Source organism: Nocardia sp. NPDC041819, from assembly GCF_055590505.1.
The window spans coordinates 1-19419 of the sequence record NZ_JBVJAP010000011.1 but is presented as its reverse complement, the minus strand read 5'-3'; the positions used below and the strand labels follow the sequence as shown (position 1 = coordinate 19419).

General features: G+C 66.2%; 15 protein-coding genes and 3 pseudogenes. 9 read left to right on the top strand and 9 right to left on the bottom strand.

The features are described from left to right. Positions 1-85: 85 nt before the first annotated feature. Positions 86-850 carry a potassium channel family protein gene (locus tag ACZ6DL_RS26710; protein ID WP_466055159.1) on the top strand — a complete coding sequence of 255 codons (765 nt, stop codon included), beginning with the start codon at positions 86-88 and terminating at the stop codon, positions 848-850. 66 nt (positions 851-916) lie between these two features. On the opposite strand, the gene ACZ6DL_RS26705 is transcribed toward ACZ6DL_RS26710, so the two are convergent. Together ACZ6DL_RS26705 and ACZ6DL_RS26700 are read right to left on the bottom strand one after the other, a co-directional pair. Next, positions 917-2383, bottom strand: coding sequence for an aldehyde dehydrogenase (locus ACZ6DL_RS26705; RefSeq protein WP_466055157.1), 1467 nt, complete (start codon positions 2381-2383; stop codon positions 917-919). A 186-nt stretch (positions 2384-2569) separates the two neighbouring features. Then, on the bottom strand, positions 2570-3991 hold the full coding sequence (locus ACZ6DL_RS26700; RefSeq protein ID WP_466055156.1) for an MmgE/PrpD family protein: 1422 nt from the start codon (positions 3989-3991) through the stop codon (positions 2570-2572). 181 nt (positions 3992-4172) lie between these two features. On the opposite strand from ACZ6DL_RS26700, the pseudogene ACZ6DL_RS26695 reads away from it, so the two are divergent. Both ACZ6DL_RS26695 and ACZ6DL_RS26690 read left to right on the top strand, forming a co-directional pair. Continuing rightward, positions 4173-4298: pseudogene (locus ACZ6DL_RS26695) on the top strand (acyl-CoA dehydrogenase family protein); the annotation flags it as partial. 399 nt (positions 4299-4697) lie between these two features. Further along, the gene (locus tag ACZ6DL_RS26690) at positions 4698-5603 is read left to right on the top strand and encodes an alpha/beta hydrolase family protein (RefSeq protein ID WP_466055468.1); all 906 of its coding nucleotides are present in this window, start codon (positions 4698-4700) and stop codon (positions 5601-5603) included. Between the two features lie 55 nt (positions 5604-5658). On the opposite strand, the gene ACZ6DL_RS26685 is transcribed toward ACZ6DL_RS26690, so the two are convergent. Further along, positions 5659-8040 carry an ATP-binding protein gene (locus ACZ6DL_RS26685; protein WP_466055154.1) on the bottom strand — a complete coding sequence of 794 codons (2382 nt, stop codon included), beginning with the start codon at positions 8038-8040 and terminating at the stop codon, positions 5659-5661. A gap of 456 nt (positions 8041-8496) precedes the next feature. Here ACZ6DL_RS26685 and ACZ6DL_RS26680 point away from each other — a divergent pair, with 456 nt between their 5' ends. From ACZ6DL_RS26680 to ACZ6DL_RS26670, 3 genes are all read left to right on the top strand, one after another. Beyond that, the gene (locus ACZ6DL_RS26680; protein WP_396984107.1) at positions 8497-8697 is read left to right on the top strand and encodes a hypothetical protein; all 201 of its coding nucleotides are present in this window, start codon (positions 8497-8499) and stop codon (positions 8695-8697) included. Between the two features lie 683 nt (positions 8698-9380). Beyond that, positions 9381-10109, top strand: a complete 729-nt coding sequence (locus ACZ6DL_RS26675) for a GntR family transcriptional regulator (RefSeq protein ID WP_466055151.1) — start codon at positions 9381-9383, stop codon at positions 10107-10109. A gap of 237 nt (positions 10110-10346) precedes the next feature. Further along, the gene (locus ACZ6DL_RS26670; RefSeq protein ID WP_466055150.1) at positions 10347-11630 is read left to right on the top strand and encodes a PucR family transcriptional regulator; all 1284 of its coding nucleotides are present in this window, start codon (positions 10347-10349) and stop codon (positions 11628-11630) included. Here the strand turns inward: ACZ6DL_RS26670 and ACZ6DL_RS26665 are convergent. Continuing rightward, positions 11627-12058, bottom strand: coding sequence for a hypothetical protein (locus ACZ6DL_RS26665; protein WP_466055148.1), 432 nt, complete (start codon positions 12056-12058; stop codon positions 11627-11629). The genes ACZ6DL_RS26670 and ACZ6DL_RS26665 overlap by 4 nt on opposite strands. Positions 12059-12216: 158 nt before the next feature. Between ACZ6DL_RS26665 and ACZ6DL_RS26660 the strand changes: the two genes are divergently transcribed. Together ACZ6DL_RS26660 and ACZ6DL_RS26655 are read left to right on the top strand one after the other, a co-directional pair. Continuing rightward, positions 12217-13662, top strand: a complete 1446-nt coding sequence (locus ACZ6DL_RS26660; RefSeq protein WP_466055146.1) for an MFS transporter — start codon at positions 12217-12219, stop codon at positions 13660-13662. Between the two features lie 291 nt (positions 13663-13953). Beyond that, positions 13954-14544: pseudogene (locus ACZ6DL_RS26655) on the top strand (transposase family protein); the annotation flags it as partial. On the opposite strand, the gene ACZ6DL_RS26650 reads toward ACZ6DL_RS26655, so the two are convergent. The 3 genes and pseudogenes from ACZ6DL_RS26650 to ACZ6DL_RS26640 form a co-directional block, all read right to left on the bottom strand. Next, positions 14539-15027 (bottom strand): CAP family protein, encoded by a 489-nt coding sequence (locus ACZ6DL_RS26650; protein WP_466055144.1) that lies wholly within the window; start codon positions 15025-15027, stop codon positions 14539-14541. The pseudogene ACZ6DL_RS26655 and the gene ACZ6DL_RS26650 sit on opposite strands and share 6 nt — an antisense overlap. 746 nt (positions 15028-15773) lie before the next feature. Further along, a pseudogene (locus tag ACZ6DL_RS26645) lies at positions 15774-15959 on the bottom strand (IS481 family transposase); the annotation flags it as partial. Between the two features lie 41 nt (positions 15960-16000). Further along, positions 16001-17413 carry a phosphatase PAP2 family protein gene (locus ACZ6DL_RS26640; protein WP_466055142.1) on the bottom strand — a complete coding sequence of 471 codons (1413 nt, stop codon included), beginning with the start codon at positions 17411-17413 and terminating at the stop codon, positions 16001-16003. A gap of 863 nt (positions 17414-18276) precedes the next feature. Here ACZ6DL_RS26640 and ACZ6DL_RS26635 point away from each other — a divergent pair. Further along, positions 18277-18558 carry a hypothetical protein gene (locus ACZ6DL_RS26635; protein WP_466055140.1) on the top strand — a complete coding sequence of 94 codons (282 nt, stop codon included), beginning with the start codon at positions 18277-18279 and terminating at the stop codon, positions 18556-18558. A 168-nt stretch (positions 18559-18726) separates the two neighbouring features. Here ACZ6DL_RS26635 and ACZ6DL_RS26630 read toward each other — a convergent pair whose 3' ends face one another. Further along, entirely contained in the window at positions 18727-18939 is a 213-nt protein-coding gene (locus tag ACZ6DL_RS26630) for a hypothetical protein (protein WP_466055138.1), read from the bottom strand. Positions 18940-19094: 155 nt separating this feature from the next. Further along, positions 19095-19271, bottom strand: coding sequence for a transposase (locus ACZ6DL_RS26625; protein ID WP_466055136.1), 177 nt, complete (start codon positions 19269-19271; stop codon positions 19095-19097). Between the last annotated feature and the right edge of the window lie 148 nt (positions 19272-19419).

Genomic DNA, 19419 nt, shown 5'->3' with positions numbered 1-19419 from the left:
TGGAGAACGGCCGGTCTCTTCCGGGAACTCAGCGGCCGAGCCTGCGGTGTCGCCGACACCGCAGCTGAGCGACACAGGTAGTCCGATGACCGAAACACATTCCGAGTTCACCCGCAGAGAGTCCTGGGAGCGGACGACCGGCATCCCCCTGATGGTGCTGGCCGTCGCATTCCTGGGCGTCTACGCCTGGCAGGTCCTCGATACCGGGGCCTCACCTCGTCTGGACGCCTGGCTCACCCGGGTCGACGTGGTGATCTGGGCGGCGTTCGCGCTGGATTTCGCGGTGCGGTTGGGACTTTCCGGGAACCGGTTGCGGTTCCTGCGTACCCACCCGGTCGACCTGTTGATCGTGGTGTTGCCGCCGCTTCGCCCCCTACGGCTGTTGCGGGCAGCCATGCTCGTGATCGGCACCCTGAACCGGAACACCACGACCAGAGCCAGACTCGCGGTCTTCGTCGGGACGAGTTCGCTACTGCTTCTCGTGCTGTGCAGTCTCGCCTTCTTCGACGCCGAGTACGGAGCGACCGACACCAAGATCCACAATTTCGGTGACGCGTTGTGGTGGTCGATGGTGTCGGTGACCACCGTCGGCTACGGCGATGTGTATCCGGTGACCACCGAAGGCCGTTTGATCTCGCTGATCTTGATGACCTTGGGCATCGGCCTGATCAGTTTCGCGATCGGCACCACCACCAGCTGGGTGATGGATCAGCTGAAGAGCGTCGAGGCGAATGTGGAAAGTACCGACCGGGAGATCACCGAACTCGTCGCCGAGATCCGAGCGCTGCGCACCGACGTGGCCGCTCTGCGCTCCACCGTGATCGAGCCGGGCACCGTGCCGGCCGAATGACCAACGGAACAACTCGCCGCAGCCGCCGCGGCCACGTCACCGTGCCGGGTCGATCGAATGGCGATGTCAGGACAGCGATTCCGCCAGCGAAGGCGACAGACCGTAGGACTTGGGCTCGACATATCCGTCGAACCCTTCCAGCCCGGCCTCGCGACCGATGCCACTGCACTTGAAGCCCCCGATGGGCGAGTGGAAGCCCACCACATTGCCGTTCAATTCCACCGTCCCCGTGCGTATCCGGCGGGCCACCGCCAACGCGTGTTCGTCGTCGGCGGCGAACACCGAACCATTGAGACCGAACATCGAGTTGTTGGCGATCGCCACGGCCTCGTCCTCGTCGGCGAAGCTGAGCACCGACAGCACCGGGCCGAAGATCTCCTCCTGCGCGATGCGCATATCCGGTTGGACCCCGGTGAAAACCGTCGGCTCCACGAACCATCCCCGGTCCAGTCCGGCGGGCCTGCCGCCGCCGATGACGACCTTCGCGCCCTCGTTGCGACCGATCTCGAGATAGCTCTCGATCATCGCGCGCTGGCGGGCGCTGACCACCGGACCGATCTCGGTCGCCGGATCGGCCGGATCACCGACCGGCATCGACTCGACCATCGCGACCAGCCGTTCGACGAGTTCGGCCTCGCGGGACCTGGCCACCACGATCCGGGTCTTGTTGCTGCAGGCCTGGCCGTTGTTTCGCATCGAGAGCTTGCGGATCTGGCCGATCGCGAGATCGAGGTCGGCATCGTCGAGCACGATCGCCGCCGACTTGCCGCCCAGTTCCAGGGTCACGCGCCGCAGATCGCGTCCGCAGAGCTCCGCGACGCGCCGGCCGGCAGCGGTCGAGCCGGTGAACGACACCTTGTCGATATCGGGATGGGTGACAAGGTGTTCGCTGACCCCGCGGTCGGCGGGCAGGATGTTGACCACGCCGTCCGGCAACCCGGCTGCCTGCAGGATCTCGGCGAGTACGTAGGCGTTCAGTGGCGCCTCGGGCGCGGTCTTGAGCACCACCGCGCATCCGGCGAGCAGGGCAGGTCCCAGTTTGAGCATGGTGATCTGCAACGGCATATTCCACGGAATGACCGCGGCGACAACGCCGACCGGTTCCCGCGTCACCAGGCCTGTGCCGGTGGCGGAGCGCCTGATACCGCTCCACTCATAGCTCGGCGCCAGGCCGAGGAAGGCATCCAGCAGCAGTTTCGCCCCCAGCGACTGGGTACCGCGCGACAGGGTGATGGGGCTGCCCATCTCGGTGGTGATCAGCTCGGCGATCTCCTCCTGCCGCTCCCCCAACCCGGCACTGACGCGGGCCAGTACCTCGATACGCTCGGCCAGCGGCATCCGCGGCCATGGGCCGTGATCGAAGGCATGCCGGGCCGCCGCGACGGCACGATCGACGTCGCTGGCGGCGGAGTTGGGCACGTGCGCCACGGTTTGTTCCGTATACGGCGAGATCACCGCGATCTGCTCGGTGGCGGTGGGATCGGCCCAGCGGCCGCCGATGAACAGCTTTGAGTAGTTGCCCTGATAGACCACGTTCTTCTCCTCGCACCGGCCGAGCTTCGCTCCCGCCGGTCCTGTCCTGGAGCCGCCGTGTCCCGACACGGTGGGGCGGCTCGGTAGTTGCGCTGCGTGGCGCCCGGTCTCGGGTGTGTCGCAGCGCACACCCGAGGCGATATCCGTCGCCGGTCGTATTCGACTGCGACCTTCAGCCGATAGCGGTCACCGGGTGCCCAACCGGCGCATGACCGTCGCGAAGTCGTCGACGCTCTCGAGGTCGAACACCGCTTCGACGATGCTGTCCATCCGCGACTCCGGAATCACCCCGTCGGCGTTGACCCGGAATTTGGCGATCAGTTCCGCGTCGGTCATCCTGGTCTCCGGATCCGGGGTCGGGCTGCCCTTCGGATACACCCGGTCGGCGACGAAAGTCGTTCCGCGGGCGTCTACTTCGATACGAGCAGGCCGCGCGGACGGATGCGCGGAGAGGGCCTTGAAATAGTCCGGATGCGGCTGGAAGGTAACCCGCTCCATCAGATCCATGACCGAACGGCTGAACACGAGTTCCGGATCGTGCCACGCCTTGCTCGGGGTGATGTTGTGTGCCCCGACGGCCAGACCGTGCGCGATGCTGAACTGCGCGTCATGGGTGTGTTCGATGACATTGCTCAACCACAGCGGATGCAGGACCGCGGCCTCGCCCCAGCAACGAATCGCCTCGATCTCCTCCGGCTTCAGATCGTTGTTCTCCACGATCTCGGTCAGCGCGTGCAGCGGCGCGTGCAGGATGCGGCAGTGCGGATACGGCTTGAAGGTCTGCTCGGCGGGAAACAACCATTCGCTGCCGAGACCGGCGGTGATGTTCTGCGGTTCCCAGCGCCGGGTGCCGATGAAGCGCCGGTAGCCGAGGTCGGCGTCATCGAGCACCGGTAGATCACCACGATGACCGAGCTTGGCCATGTAAGCCGCGGTCAGCGAGGCATTGGTGAGGGCGCCGGCCAGCGAGTATTTGATCGTCGCGGTCGGCGCGTGCGCGAGCCACGACCGCATCGAATTCACCGGAGAGGTGCTGGCCGCGATCGCGAGCGCGTTGGCGAGCACCTCGGCGGAGTAGCCCTCGAGCTTTCCGATAGCCGCGGTGGCGCCGAAGATCGTGTTGCTGTACCCCAGCACCGGCGACAGGTTCATCTCGGTGTCGGTGCGGTCGCGCAGATAGTCGACCGACTTGTAGAAGCGGAACGACATCTCGTGCGACAGCGCGATCGCGGCGATCACATCCCGGCCCGAACGCTGCCGACTTTCGGCCACCGCCATCGTCTGCGGCAGCACATACGGCGTCACATGACCGGGCGGCAGCACCGCATCGAAGTCGAGGGCGTTGATCAACTCGCCGTTGGCGAAGGCGGCACCGAAGATCGACGTCCGATCGGCGGTGCCGATGATGGTGGCGGCACCGCCGGCGCCACCGGCCAGTCGCCCGAATTCGATGCCGATCTTTCCCTTGTGCTGGTCGACCGCACCGAGTGCGCAGCCCATCGAATCGAGCAGGATGCGCTTGCATTCGACGACGACCTCTTCCGGCAGGCGACGATAGTCGACCTCGGTGGTGAAATCGGCCAGTTGTTCGACGATGGTTCTCGACACGAACGGAGGTCCTTCCTTGCTACCGCGCGGTGGTGACACCGATACGAACGATGGCGCTGATCGGGGTCGACGACATCCGCCGCTGGTCCGATTCGAGTAGGACCTTCGGCCGACTGGTGTCACCAGCGCGAGTTCGTGACATCGATGACAATCCTACCTAATATTACACATTCTATATTGTGGGCTCCGAGCGGGCGGGCTGCGCACCCGAGTCCGCCGCGACGGCGACGACTGACTCGTCGACGGCCAGAAGCGCTTCATCACGAATGCCCCGCTCGCAGATCTGTTCGTAACCTTCGCCCGCACAGCGGTGTCCGGGCCCAGACGGGCCCGAAGGCACCCTCGAAGGACTCGAGTCCGCTCGGGCACGCGGCAGCGTCGGCGGACGGCTGGCCGCGTGGACCGACTTGCAGGCACTCAGGGCACGCCAGATGCACGACGAAACCGACCACCTCGCACCTCGCGCCGACATCGTTTCTCCCCGCAACGGAGCCGCCCCGTCGATGGGTAGCGACCGAAGGATCGCCGCCAGGCCGGCCTAAGAGGGACACATATTATGCGTCAAATTTTATGCTTTGTGTGATTCGCTCTACGTCCATCGGGTAGGTCTCAGAGGGAGGCAAACCCACAAGCAGAAAGGCGTTACGCGATGACTCGCACAACGGCAAAGGTCAAGGACATACTGACCGACGTCGGCGCGAAGGCTATGGGAGCGGTCGCGCCGAACAAGGTCATCGACCCGATGGTCGAGCTCTGGGCGCACGGAAAGCGCAGTCCGGTGTATCGGCGCCCCGACGAGGTCGGGCTGACCTACGAGGATGTGTTCTTCCCCTCGATGGACGGTCTGACGCTGGAGGGCTGGTTCATCCCCGCCGACTCCGACCGGTTGATCATCCACAACCATTTCCTGCCCGGCAACCGCTACGGCTACGCCGGTCACCTCGACGGGTTCCAGGACTTCGGCGGGTTCGAGGTGAACTTCCTGCCCGAGTACAAAGTCCTGCACGATGCCGGCTACAACATCCTGTGCTACGACATCCGCAATCACGGCCTCAGCCCTGACGGCCACGGCCGCACCGTCGGGATCGGTCTGCTCGAATACCGGGATGTGATCGGCTCGATTCGCTACGCGAAGTCCCGGCCGGACACCGCGACCATGACCACCGGACTACTGAGCGTCTGTCTGGGAGCCGACTCGACATTCGTGGCGATCGACAAACATCCCGGTGAATTCACCGACATCAAGGCGATGATCGCGCTCCAACCCATCTCCGCGCGCGCGTTCGTCGAGCGCACCATCGTCGAGGGCGCGGGCATCGACAACGGTGTCGAGTTGTTCGACGAGGCGCTGCACGCGCGCACCGGCTTCCACGTGGACGAGCAATCGCCCATCCCACGTGCCGAAGCGGTGCGGATGCCGACGCTGGTCGCGCAGGTGCGCGACGACACCTTGACCTACCCGTCCGATGTGCAGGCGATCTACGACAACATCGGTGCCGCCGACAAGAAACTGCACTGGATCGAAGGGACCGACCAACGCTTCCGCGGGTACAACTACTTCGGTGAGCACCCCGAGGTGATGCTCGATTGGTTCGACTCCCACATGAAGTAGACGTCCCCGGCTCCGCACACGCGTAGCGGCGACTGTGGTGGAGGAGGCGCGCCGGTCAAGATCCGCCTCGTTCGGCCTCCTCCACCACCCAGGCCGCGATCTGCGCGCGCGAAGTGAAGCCGAGTTTGGTCAGGATGTGCTCGACGTGGCCCTGCGCGGTGCGCTGCGAGATCACCAGTTTGGCGGCGATCTGCTTGTTGGTGAGTCCTCGCGAGACGAGGTCGGCGACCTGCCGCTCACGTCTGGTCAACTCCGAGGAGCCCGCCGGGGCCGTCGCGCCGCCTGACCGTTCGCCCACCGCGTACGCCGCGGCGGCGGCCATCCCCATCGCCAGGCCACGCCGCAATGCCGCCTCGAATCGGCGTTCACCGAGCTCGCGGCGCATGCGCTGTTCGCCTTCGCTGTGAAAACGCGCCATGTTGGGGAACACACTCGCGACGCTGCTACCGGCCGGCCAGGCTCCCTGCGCAGCGCCCATCAGAACGGCGCCACGCTCTTCGTCCCCGTGCTCGACCGTCCACGCCAGCGCCTCGAGGCCGAACGCGGCCACGAACGGGTTGTTCAGCCGCTGGTTGAGACGCAGGGAGTTCTCCAGCAGTCGCCTCGCGCGATGCCGCTCGCCTTGTCGCCAGGCCGCGACGCCCAAGCCGCGCAGCGCCGCCGAACGATGCAGAATTTCGCCGCTTGTCCGCGTGGCGGAAAGAATCTGCTGATAGCACGTCGCCGCCCGGGCTGTGTCACCGCTCAATTCGTATGCCCAACCGAGCAACGTCAGGGCACTGAAGCGTAGATTGTCCGGCCCCTCCGGGCCGAGTGACGTCAGGGCACGCGCGAAGGCGGCGCGGGCACGGGCGGAGTCGCCCCCGGCGAGCGCGAGAGCACCCTCGGCGTAGGCGATGCGCGCTTCGACCACGGGAGTGGGCGATTGTTCGGCGAGCGCTCGTCCCTGCTCCAGCAGGGCGGTCGCCGCCTGGAAATCGCCTTGCGCCGCGGCCAGCTGACTGTCGGCACGAAATGCGTTGACGCGATCGGGTATCGAGTGAGCGCGTGGCCGGGCCAGGACACGATCCAGCCAGGCCCGGCCTTCCCCGTACAGACCGCGGAAGTTCCAGAACTCGAACAGCGCAGCGGCTGTGCTCATTCCGGCGTCGGCGGCTCCGTCGGCGTCGTCGGACAGGAAAGACTCCAACGCTTCTCGAAGGTTGGGTTGTTCGCGATCGAGCCGGGCGATCCACTCCGGCTGCCTGGCGCCGACCCACTCCGATTCCCAATCCAGTGCCAGCTGCCGGTACCAGTGGCGGTGACGTCGGCGCAGATCCTTCTCTTCGCCGGACGCACGCAGTTTCTCCCGACCGTAGTCCCGCAAAGTCTCGAGCATCCGGAAACGTACGATGCCGTCGGTTTCCTCCCGGAGCAGAATCGACTTGTCCATCAAGGACGACAACACATCGAGCGCGCTGTGTGCTGCGAGATCGACGCCGCAGATCTGCTCCGCGGCGTCGAGCTCGAAGCCTCCCGCGAACACCGACAGCCGCCCCCACCACCGCCGCTCCAGCGCGGTGCACAACTCGTAGCTCCAGTCGACGCAGCACCGCAGCGTCTGCTGCCGGGTCGGCGCCGTCCTGCTGCCGCGCGTGAGCAATGCGTACCTATCGTCGAGACGCCGCAGGATCTGCTGCGGCGACATCGTCCGTATCCGGGCCGCGGCCAGCTCGATCGCCAGCGGTACTCCCTCGAGGCGGGCGCATATTCCCGCTACGGCTGCCTTGTTGTCCTCATCGAGTTCGAATCCTGAAACCGCGGCGGCCGCGCGATCGGCGAACAGCGTCACCGCATCGAAGCGAGCCAGCCCCTGCATCGACGGCTCCCGATCCGGATCCGGGACCGTCAGCGGCGACACCCGCAGCAGCACTTCGCCCGCGACATTCAACGGCTCGCGGCTGGTGACCAGGACCCGCAGGTCAGGACAGGCCCGCAGCAACGTCTCGGTCAGCTCGGCCACCGCGTCGACCAACTGCTCGCAGTTGTCGAGCACGAGCAGGAGTTGCCGCGAACTCAGATACCCGACCAAAATCTCGAGCAACCGCTCGGCCGACTCGTCCCGCACGCCCATGGTCGCCGCCACGACCTCGACCAGCAGTGCGGGGTCCGAAACGTCGGCCAATTCGACCAACCACACCCCCTCGGGAAAACCACGCCGCGAATTCGACGCGGCTCGAAGCGCCAGCCGCGTCTTCCCGACGCCCCCACTCCCGGTCAATGTCACCAGCCGCGACGCCGACAGCAGATTCCGCACTTCGGAGATTTCGGTGCGCCGACCGACGAAACTGGTCAACTCGAGCGGCAGATTCCCCGGCCCCCTCCGACCGACCGCCGCCGACGCCGTGACGGATGTGCTCATCTCACGGCGCGTTCGCAGCGGGTCATCGTCGGTCATCGGTGCGAGTCGATCCGGACACCAGGCAATACGCTCACCTTTCGCCGATGCCCAGCGTATCGCCGCGGACCATCGCCGGGGCACAATCCAGCTACGCCATCGCATTGCTCTTCTTCGGTTCCGTTGGAAAGCACGACCACGACGGAACGATCGAATCCACGCCGGAGGATGGCACCCATATTCCAGCTCGGCGGAGTGGCACGACGAACACGTGCCGAACAGCGGCGCCACGTCCTCGTCCACGGGAGCGGGCGCGCTTCAGGTCGGACTGGTGCAGGAAAGCCTCGTCTCGTGCACCCTCATCCCCCTCGCGACGGCTGATCGGCCGCGGACCTACCTACTTCTCGCCACTCTCCGCAGTTGCCTCACCAACATGGTGGAGATATTATATATTTAACATAATGGCTGGTTTCCGGTGGACCGCCGTTCACGCCCGCATCGTCGAAGGACCCTGATATGAACGTATTGATCGAAATGACCACACTGTGCCTAACGCGCCCCGCCCACGGCGCCGACACGGAATCGCTCGCGGCGTGGTACGCAGCCAAAGCCCGCCTGCACGAACATCTTGCCAGGCAAGGCGGGCCGGACAGCGCCAGAGAGCGGGAACTGGCGGCCGCCGCCAAGCGGCACTCGCTGCGCCTGGCCGGTGCCTAGCGGCGCCTAGGTGCAAACTCTCCGCATCCTCACCATATGGACCGCCACACTCCTCCGTGTCGAGTCGGAGTACCGACCGGACTGACACAAAGTCCACGAAGATCGAGTCGTCGCTCGCCTCCCCGGCCCCGACTCGGCGGAACCGGTCGCCCTGCATTATTTATATAATACTTTAACTCCTGGCGCCCAGCGGCGCGCCGGGCAAGCCTCCGGAGTAGAAGCAGTGACAGAGCGAATTCGCACGGACGTCAGCGAGATTCTGAACTACTTCGGCCTATGCGCGGACTGCCACTACCCCGCGTCCGCCTCGCTGCTGATACACCACTATTCGGATGGCAGCACGCAACGCGAGATCATCGCGACCTGTGGACTGCCGTGCGGCTGGCGCGCACCCGTATCGCCGACGAGGATGACCCGCCCACAAGGTCCAGGGCCGATGAAGGAGTGAACCGCACCGGCCGCGCCAGAACGGCACGGGGCGTTGCCACTTCGCGCCGCGGAGACGGCGGCCATCGTCGCGGATCGAGCCGCACAGGGCGGCCCCGGCGACACCGGCGGTTCCGCGTCGCGCGGCCGCGCCGCCAGGGCGCATGCGCGATATATTGTATCTGCGATCAGTGCTGCACGAAGCGCTGCCCGTAGGGTGGCGCATCCGTGTGCCGCGAGCAGAGGAGGAGCAGCCGGTGAAGTCGAACGGGGCCGACATTCCCGCCCGTACCCGTGCCCGGCATCAGCAGTTGCCCGAGGAAGTCGCGGCGTATGTGCGCGAACAGATTCTGTCCGGCAACCTGCGTCCAGGTGAGTTCCTTCGCATGGAGCCGATCGCGGAGGCCGTCGGTGTGAGTATCACTCCCGTCCGGGAGGGGCTGTTGTCATTGAGCACCGAGGGACTCATCACCCTGCTCCCACGCCGTGGCTTCGTGGTGGCCGCCTTCACCCGCCAGCACATCCGCGACCTGTTCTGGGCCCAGAGCCAACTGTCCGGCGAGCTGGCCGCACGTGCGGCCGAACGGATCACCCCACAGGAGCTGGATCGACTGACCGATCTCGTGGCCGAGTGCGAGGCCGCGATCCAGCGTGGTGACGTGGATGAGATCGGCCGGCTGGGTCACGAGTTCCACCGCACGATCAACTTGGCCGCCGATTCCGATGGCCTGGCCCGGTTGCTGGCCAACATCGTCAAACACCTGCCGAACCATTTCTACGCCTCCATCGAAGCTCATGTGAAAACCGCCGCGCCGCAACATGAAGAGCTCATCGAGGCGTTGCGCAAACAGGATTCGCGTCGTGCCAGGAACCTCACCGAGGCGCACATCATCGAGAACGCCGACTACGTGATCGAGATGCTCGAGAAGCGCGGACTGTGGACCGATGAGGTGGCCGCGGGCCGGCCCGCACACCTCCGGACCTGATCTCGCCGGCCGACACGGTCGCCGGCAGGCCGGCACGGTCACTGTCCAAATTGCTGGACATTTCCGCATCCGAACCAACTCTAGTGTCGGTTCGAGCCCGAGACGCCGCTTGTTTCACCGAGTGGACGTGACGGCTACGTGGGACGTGGCGCGAGTCAGCCCGCGGTACCGGTACCGCAACTCCTCGGAATCGGGACCGAGGGGTACGCGCGGCGTTGGGCGCGATGGGAGTCACAAGTGTCAAGGAATCCAGTAACACGCGGTGGGGTAATCGAGGCGGACACCCCGGACACGCGTCCGCCGCTGTCATTCGCGACCGATGCCGTCGACGAGGTCGGCCCGCTCGCACGCAGCGTCATCGACTGCTTCACCACCGGTGTCGCACTGTCAGGCGGGATCGCGGGCGTCGAGAGGGGCCGGATCACCCAGCTGGCACAAGAGTGCGTGCGGCTGGCGGTCGGTGCGGTCGACGAGGACGGGACAGTACAACTCGCGGATGCGGCCGCCACTTGGGCGCGCATCGGAATCCCGCTGGAAACGGTCCTGCGTACAGTTCACGAGACTCTGCGAGCGAGCATCGGACAGCTCGCCGTGGGCGGCCGCCACGGTGACGGATTTCATGCGTCGGACGGTAACGACGTCGCCGTAGAACACCTTGCGGCCGCGGTGCTCGAGCTTCTCGCGCTGTTGGACTCGACGATCTCCTGCGCCTACGTCCGCGAGCTCCATACCGGGGCAGGACATGTTCACATGATGACAGCGGAGCGCTACATCGCGGCGCGGACGTTGGCCGCGGCACTCCTCAGCGGAGACGTCACGGCGGCCGCCGCCCGCGAATGTGGCATCGAGATAGCCAGAGAATATTGGGTTCTCGCACTCGCGATCCCGCCCGAGCCCGATCGGCCGCGGCACAGCTCCCCGCCGCTGGTCGCCGACCGCCGCATCCCGGGCACCATCGAGGCGGAACTGGCCCGCCGCAGCTACGACCGATCATTGTCGATTCTGTCGGTAGGCGGCGGCACCGTTCTGCTGCCCACCGATATCCCCGACGGTCTACTGGACTCGTTGGTAGGCGACGTCGCCCACGCGGCGGGCGCGCCGATCACCGCGACCGTCGTCCGCTCGGCAGCCCCCGATATTCCCGACGGCGCGCGGCAGGCCCATGATCTTCTCGACATGGTGCAGCAGCTCGGTATGACCGGCGGCGTGTATCGGATGCAGGATCTGGCCCTCGAGTACCAGCTGACGCGGCCAGGGCCGGGGCGCACACACCTGGCGGCGTTGCTCGACCCGATCGATGAGCATCCGGAACTGCTGGCCACGCTGTCCTGCTATGTCGCCCACGGTTCGGACAGGCGGCTCACCGCGCGGGCTCTGTATGTACACCCCAACACCGTCGACTTCCGCCTCAAGCGGATCGCTCAGCTGACCGGCCTCGATACTGCTCCCTCCAAGGGGCTGTGGCATTTGCGCTCGGCACTCGTCGCCCATAGCTACCTGAAGACGGGCTCGAAAAGCTAGGCAATGTCTCGAAGTACCCAGGCACGCTGCTGCTGGAGCAACGCATCCCGCACCGGGCCTGGTCGGCTGTCGAATATCGGCAGGTTTGCGCCCCAGACCCCCCGGGAACAGCGGCCGTGCAGCGTAGTCGATCCATCCGTCGACGAGGGCGCGCAGGCGTGCGACGCCTTCGGGGGCGTCCCGAGCCGGCAGGACGACCGCCGCGACGAGGCCTGCTGTGCCGCTTTCACGGTCGCGAGCTGCAACCTCTCCTTGGTGCGGAACAGGGTCTGAATTCCGGCTTTGTTGATGCCGAGGTCATTGGCCAGACGTCCGAAGCTGAGTCCGTCGAGTCGGTCCAAAGAGGCGATCTCGACCGCACGGCTGGTCACGGCACGCCGTGACCGCCCGCCGCGCAATGTCCGCCGATCGATGCCTTCCTCGGCCACCTTCTACTCGCCTGTGACAATACGGTCGATCGTATTCTGTCAGTTCCGACACTTGGAAGAGACCTCGACATGTCCATACGGTCGACCGTATTCTTTGATCGCACCGGTATTGATCGACGCATGGCGCCGAGCGCGGTGCTGACAAGAAGGGATACCTGATGGACGGCGTAGCAGCCGAGCGGACCGTGACCACGGACGAGACGACCACCTTACGGTCGGGCCGGGACCATTCGACGGCGATCGTGTGGGTGCTGTGCGCAGCGGCGTTCATGGCCATGCTCGATGTCTTCGTGGTGAACGTCGCGTTCACGAAGATCGGTGAGTCCTATCGAGGTTCCTCGCTGGCGGATGTGAGCTGGGTGCTCAATGGATATGCGATCGTCTATGCGGCACTGCTGATTCCGGCGGGGCGCTTCTCGGACCGGTTCGGGCGCAAGGCCGGATTCCTGGTCGGCCTCGGCCTTTTCACGGTGGCGAGCCTGGCCTGTGCGGTGGCTCCGTCGCTGTGGGCACTGGTGGCGTTCCGGGTCCTACAGGCGGTCGGCGCCGCCGCGCTGACCCCGGCCAGCCTGGGGTTGATTCTCACCGTGCTGCCGCCGGCACGGGTGTCGGGGGCGGTGAAGATCTGGGCCACAACGAGTTCGGCCGCTGCGGCGTTCGGCCCGGTGGTGGGCGGGGCGTTGGCCGAGGCTTCGTGGCGCTGGGTGTTTCTGATCAATCTCCCGGTGGGAGTGGTCGCCGGGTTGGCGGCCATGCACCTGGTACCGAATCTGCACCAGCGGATCCCGGCGCGGGTGCCGGACCTGCTCGGGGTGGCGCTGCTGATCGTGGCGATCGGGGCGCTGTCGCTGTGCCTGGTGAAGAGCGGCGACTGGCCCTGGACTAGTGCCGCGATGGGCGGCGCACTGGCCGTCGCGGCGGTCGGCGTGGTCGCGTTCGTGGTGCGGATGATGCGGCATCCGAATCCGGTGGTGTCGCCGGCCTTGTTCCGGGTGCGGACGTTCGTGTGGGCCAACGTCACCGTGCTGGCGTTCTGCACTGCGTTCGGGGCGTGGTTCCTCAGCATCGCTCTGTGGCTGGAGAATAGGGCACATTTCAGCACCATCGAAACCGGACTCGCCATCGTCCCGGGCCCGCTCATGGTGCCGATCTTCGCCGCCGTCAGCCAGCGCTTGATCCGGCGGATTCCGGTGGGTGTCGTTGTGGCCCTGGGGAATCTGCTGTTTGCCGGTGGGGTGGTGCTCGTGCTGGTCACTGCCACCACGCCCGTGGGGTACGCCACCGACGTGTTGCCGGGGTGGGTGATCTCCGGCATCGGCATCGGTCTCGCGCTGCCCAGCATGATCGCCACCGCTGCCGTCGATCTGCCGCCGGCGGAGTCCGCCACCGGCAGTGCTGTGGTGAACACCGCTCGCCAGCTCGGCTATGTGCTGGGTGTCGCCATGCTGGTCGCCGTCCTCGGATCGCTCGACGCCGACGACGACGCGATGCTGACCGCGTTCCGGCACGGCTGGTTGTTCGTCGCCCTCGTCGCCGCCGCCGGTGCGGCAACAGCATTCGGCATCACCCCCCGCACACGTCAGTCGCAATCGGAACCGAAGTAGACGACCCCCTCACGACACCACCGCTGGCGCTGCTCGGAACGAACTACCTTTGAACCCGGCGGGCCGGTCGATGCCGGTACTCGCATGGGCGAGGCCGCCGATGATGCCGCCGCACGTCCGATGACGACGGCCAGATGGTAGGGCGGGCAGGCCGATGTACCGAGTGATCGCTCTTCACGCTATTCGACCGGGTCTTTCAATGGTCACGTGCGGCCGCCGCGGACGAAGGGACAACCCGACAGTCCCGATGGGCTCTGTCCCATTTTTGGTGGTAGCGCGGTGGCGGGAGAACTGCCGGTTCGCGGGTTCGTCAATGTTCCTGTGGGCCTGTTGTTTTCGGACCTGTCCCTGTTGATCGTCGAGGATGCGGTGATGGAGCCGGGTCGGGTCGCGGTTCGGGCGAGGACTCCGGATTCCGCCACCGCCGCCTGCCCTGGCTGCGGCGCGCGGTCGACCAGTGTCCACGGGTATCACGATCGGACGGTGACCGACCTGCCGTTGGACGGCCGACCAGTGGTCGTCCGTGTGCGTGTCCGCCGTCTGCAGTGTCCGACCCCGTCGTGCCGGAAAACCTTCCGTGAGCAGGTTCCCGGTGTCCTGGAACGCTATCAGCGACGCACCACACGGCTGACCTCTCAGCTGCGTGCGGTCGTGCGGGAACTGGCTGGACGAGCAAGCATCCGACTGTTGCGAGCATTGTCGATTCGCCTCTCCCGTCATACCGCCATCCGAACGCTACTTCAGATCCCGCTGCCGCAACGCCGGGTGCCCAGTGCCGTGAGCCTCGACGATTTCGCTTTGCGTCGCCGTCACCGCTACGGCACCGTCATCATCGATGCCGTCACCCACCAGCGCATCGACGTGGACAGGCCCGGCTCAACGCGGGCGTGCCACGTTCTGGGGGTACTGCCCCTCTACGTTGCCGGCTGGGTTGTAGAGAGCGACGGCGGCAGTCCAGCCGCCCTCCGAGGCGTACCCGATACCGAGTCGGGTGCTGGCCTTCCACACCACCTGCGTGAAATGCCCGGTCGACATGCTGAACCCGGGGTCGTCGAAGTCGTAGTTCTTGATCTCGTCGTACCACATCTGTGTGCCCATCTGGACAAAGGAGACCGCGTCCCAGCTGCCCTGTCCCCCGACGAGGTTCTCCCCGGCCCCGTTCTTGTAGGGGCAGCTGTGATCGATCGTTCTCTTGGTGGCGTAATACTTCGCGCATTGCTGGGCCTGGTTGTTCAGGTTCTGGGCCAAGGTCATGGCCGGGGAGCCGTGCTTGGCCCGGTACTTGTTGTGCAGGGTGAGCCCGGTCTGCGCGTAATCGCTCTGTCCGGCTGCGGGGCCGCCGCCGGTGACAAGCGCGGCGAGCATCACCGCAGTAACGACTGATACCAATCGACCGACACGCACGACGACCTCCCGAGGCAGAGCAGGACACAACAGAAGCGAACCACGCAGCCCCTGGAACCCCCACAGGCCGTGAGCGTTTCGGGACCAGGTGAGCATACTCGGGCTCGCTGCACTGCTCCTCGAATCCCCCGACACGCACTCGACCCCGGCGGCAGGCACCCCGCGAAGGCGGCACAGCAAAGGCTGTGCAGCTCCGAGCTGGCGCAACAGCCCCGCTGTCACGGTCGACTCACGAAACTATGTGCGGTAGCGCCCCGGTTCGGCACGGCTCTCGGCCTCTTGGAAGGCCAATCGGGTGCTACCGGAACATTCCGCGCCGAGTTCCTCGACCCCCGGAACGGAGCCGCGCGCAGGCCGACACTTGCTCCCCTCACCGCCGCCGCAACGGCCGCACTGGCGGTCTGGTGGTCGCGCCGCCTGGTCGGCTACGACACTGATGACCCGATCACCGCCTTCGCAGGCGCCGACACTGCCGTGATCGGTTGGCGGCCCGCCGTTACCGGGTGAGGTCGTCCGGGCCGGGCACGGTGAGGAGGTTGGAAGTGTTCTCGGGTGCTGGGCGCAGGGCCAGTACGCGGCCCAGCAGTGTGACCATGCGAGGTTGAGCGTGCCCACCACCTCCCCTTGGCCGCCATCGCGAGCGCGGCCCAGAGCCGACGGCTCGATCAGCCGATCGGTGGTGCGAGGTATTCCAGCGCATAACCATGATGCCGTGAACATAGCAAGGCGCGAGCGAACGCTTCAGCGCGACAGCAGGAACCGGTGTCTGTCACGATTCTCTCGATACGGGTAATGCCGTGCGCGGCAAACCATGCCCTGGCCCGGTGCGTGAATGCGGTCGCGCTCGTGGCCTTCTCGTCAGGGAGGGCTTCGGCGTAGGCGGGTCGGGAGTACAGAAGTGCGGCCGAGTTCGCCGAGGAGTTCCACATCGGCCTCACGCTGTAGAGAAACTCCCGGTCCTTCTTTGCTGGGCATGGTGTTGCGCCTGTGGCGGCTGACCAGAGGTCGATACGGGTTGGACGACCCACCAGGCGATCGCGGTCCATATCGAAGACAGCAGGACCGCGCCGATGACATCAGTGGGATGGTGGGCACCGGCGTAGATGCGCTGCACACCCACCAGTACGGGAATAAGGATCGGTGCGGCGGCGAAGAGCCGGTACCGGCCTCGGCTGGTCGCCCACAGGAGTGCGGCGGTGCCTGCGTAAAGCGTCAGCGAGGCAGCGACGTGCCCGGAGGGGAAACTCGCGGTGGGTGGGAGCTCGGGATCGAGGTGTGGGACATGAGGACGGTCACGGTCGACGATCGCGGCGGTGGTCAGAAACAGCGTGATCTCACCCAGCAGTGCGACGCCGAGGAACAACACCGGTCGCCAGCTGCGCAGGAGACCAACCGCCAGTGCGGAGACAATCAGGGCGAGCGTGATGACGGCGGTGGTATTGCCGAGTTCGCCGAACACGCCGAGGACGGAGGTGAGCGTGGGGTTACGGTGCTCGGCCAGCGCCGCCACAATGCTGTGGTCCCACCGCAGGACAGGGGTCTCGGACTCCGGGGCGCGCACCAGCATGCCGATTCCGACGAGCAGCCCGACCAGCAGCACCCACGCGACCGCCAGCTCGCCGATCCCGCGCCATGGGTGGGGCAGGGTGGGCGGATGCCGAAGCGGGACCGGCCGCAAGTCGTCTTCCTCGGCCGGCGGTACGTCACCGGGTAACGGGCCTGCGTCGTCGACTTGCGCGTCGCCACGCCATCGGTGGAACGCGACGGTGGCCAGCACGAGCCACAGCGACCCGAGTAACCAGCCCGCGAGGACGTCGGTGAGGTAGTGCGCGCCAAGGGCTATCCGGCTGAGCCCGACCCCGATCACGATCAGGACTGCGAACCCGATCAGCACGCGGCGTGGGCCCGCTTGCAGGGTGGGTGCGAAAACCAGCAGGACAACGCCGTAGCACACCAGTGATCCCATCGCGTGTCCACTGGGGAAACTCCACCCGCCTGTGCTGTAGACGGGAGTCTCCACCACCGGACGTAACCGTTCGACAAGTTCTTTCACGACCGGGTTGAGAATCAGTCCGCCCGCGCCTGTGAGTACCACGTAGACGGCGAGTCGTGGCAGACGACGCAGCAGCAGCCAGAGCCCGCCGACGGCGAGCGCCAGGATCAGCGTGCCGGTCCCTCCGAGATCGGTGACACCGATGAGAATCCTCCGCAGAATCCTGTCCTCCGCCACCACGGAGACCAGGCTGTCGGTGACCGCTTGATCCGCGGTCTGCAAGGGTGCCCACCGCGCCCGGACCAGTGCTGTGAGTACACCGAACCCGATACCGACGGCCGCGACACCCAGCAACGCCGCGGCACTACGGACAGCGAATCGTTCTGCGGCCGCGGCCTCACTTCGATGGACCGGGCCGCCAGGGCGGTCAGCGCCCGTCGTGGCATACCCGTCGTGCCGGTCGACAGACAATGCAACACCTCCTGCGATCGTGCGACACCCCGCCGTGCGGCGAAGACCAACGACAGGCCGCCACAGCACCTTCGGGTCCGGATATCGTTCGTCGTCCACGGTTTCCCGTTAGCAGCGGCCGCAATCAATCCGGAAAGCCGTGGGTCGACAATCTCCGCAATCTCCGCAATGAGGCTGGGCCCTGGTAAGCGGCGCATAGCAGCGCCGCCGCATATCTTTCAGCAAGCCCGGCCTGTGGTGATCACGCAGCGCCAGCGGCGCGGCGTCACCGGCGCAGTGACGCAGACCACGAGCAGATCAAGCCCTGAGGAGGACCCCATCGACAAGCCGGTGTGCACCGAGGGGGGCGCGCCCGGGGCCGCCGGGTAGATCCTGCTGTCACCCGCGACACGGTGGGCGTGCGTCGGGGTCCGGCAAGGCGGGCTGCGAGCATGAGCGCCCATGTCCGGTGCGAAGAAACCAGCCCGCCGACGCGCCAGCCGATCCGGCGGTGAGGTGGCCTGGAGCTCACCGCGCGGTGAGGCCGCGTAGGTCGCGGCGATGCGCGCGCACATCTGGCATCGCCGATACCCCCGTCCTCGGTGACGCAGGCGCGCTGGGCACACCCTGCGGTCACCCCGTGCCCGCGGCGGACCTGCGGGTGTTCGCCGCGCTGGACATCATGATGCGAGTACGCGGCTGGACCTTCCTCGGGGAATGCTCCGGCCCGGAAGTCCTCACCTGGATCTACGGACCGTCCGACGCCGGTGAGAGCTATCTCGACCGCGGCCTTCGAACCGGTCACGACGATGGCGGCCACCCTCGACCGCTCGCTACCGACCGACACCGCGCACGACTGCGAAGTCGAACTGCTGCTCGTCGGCACCCCCTACAGCCAAGCCCGCCTCACCGGCCTGACCGGCCTCACCCCCCATCTCGAACTTATCGAGGCCCATCACCGCGGCGACCTCATCACCCTCCCGTTCCCCCTCGGCCGCGCCCGCGCCACCGACCGCGCCGACCAACCTCCGGTCAGTGTCGATCGATGATGCGGCAAGGCTGTGATCAGCGATAAAATGATGAACAGGTCGGGGAACCGCAGAAGATTCGATCTCGGAAGGAGATGAGATCGATGGACTCCTTAGGCCTCGATATCGGCGTCGGCCTCCACGCGTTCCTCAGATGGATGGCCGTTACGTTCGGACTCGGATACGGCCTCAGCTGAGCAATGCGCCACATCCTCGCCACCGCGGCAGCAGCAGCCGGCCGCGATACTCCTCACCGGCGGCGGCATCGTCGCCGCCGTCATTGAGACCGACCTCGACCGACCGTTTCTGTGCGACGACTGGGACCTGCGCACCGAACTCAACCATCTCGTCGGCGGCATGCGAATCTTCGCCGCCCAACTCACCGGCATCGCCCTCGGGCAAGTGACCACCACGACTGGCTCGGCGCCGATCATCACGCGGCCTTCGCGACCTCAGCCGACCTCGACCGCGCCGCATGGCACCGTCCCGACGCCCTCGCCACCACCATCCAACAGGGCTTCGGACCGGTCCCGGCCCGATGGCCGCCCTCATCCACCTCACCGAAATACTCGTCCACGGTGTAAATCTCGCTGGCGGATCCAGTTCCGCAGCGCCTCGTGATGCACCCCGAGCTGCTGGGCGAGCTTACGGATCGTCGGTTTCGGGTCCGACTCCAGATACAAGCGAACCGCTCGAGCCTTCAACTCGTCCAGATACTTCTTCGGTGCTGCCACGCGGGGCTCCTTCCCAGCCCTATCGGACCATGCTCAGAGCCCTCCAAGGAAGCGGGGTGCCTCTCTATTTGTCAAGCCGCCGTGAGGATCTCGCCGGAGCTGCCTGTGTGTCGCTGTTTCTCGTCGGCGATCATGGTTCGCCAGATTC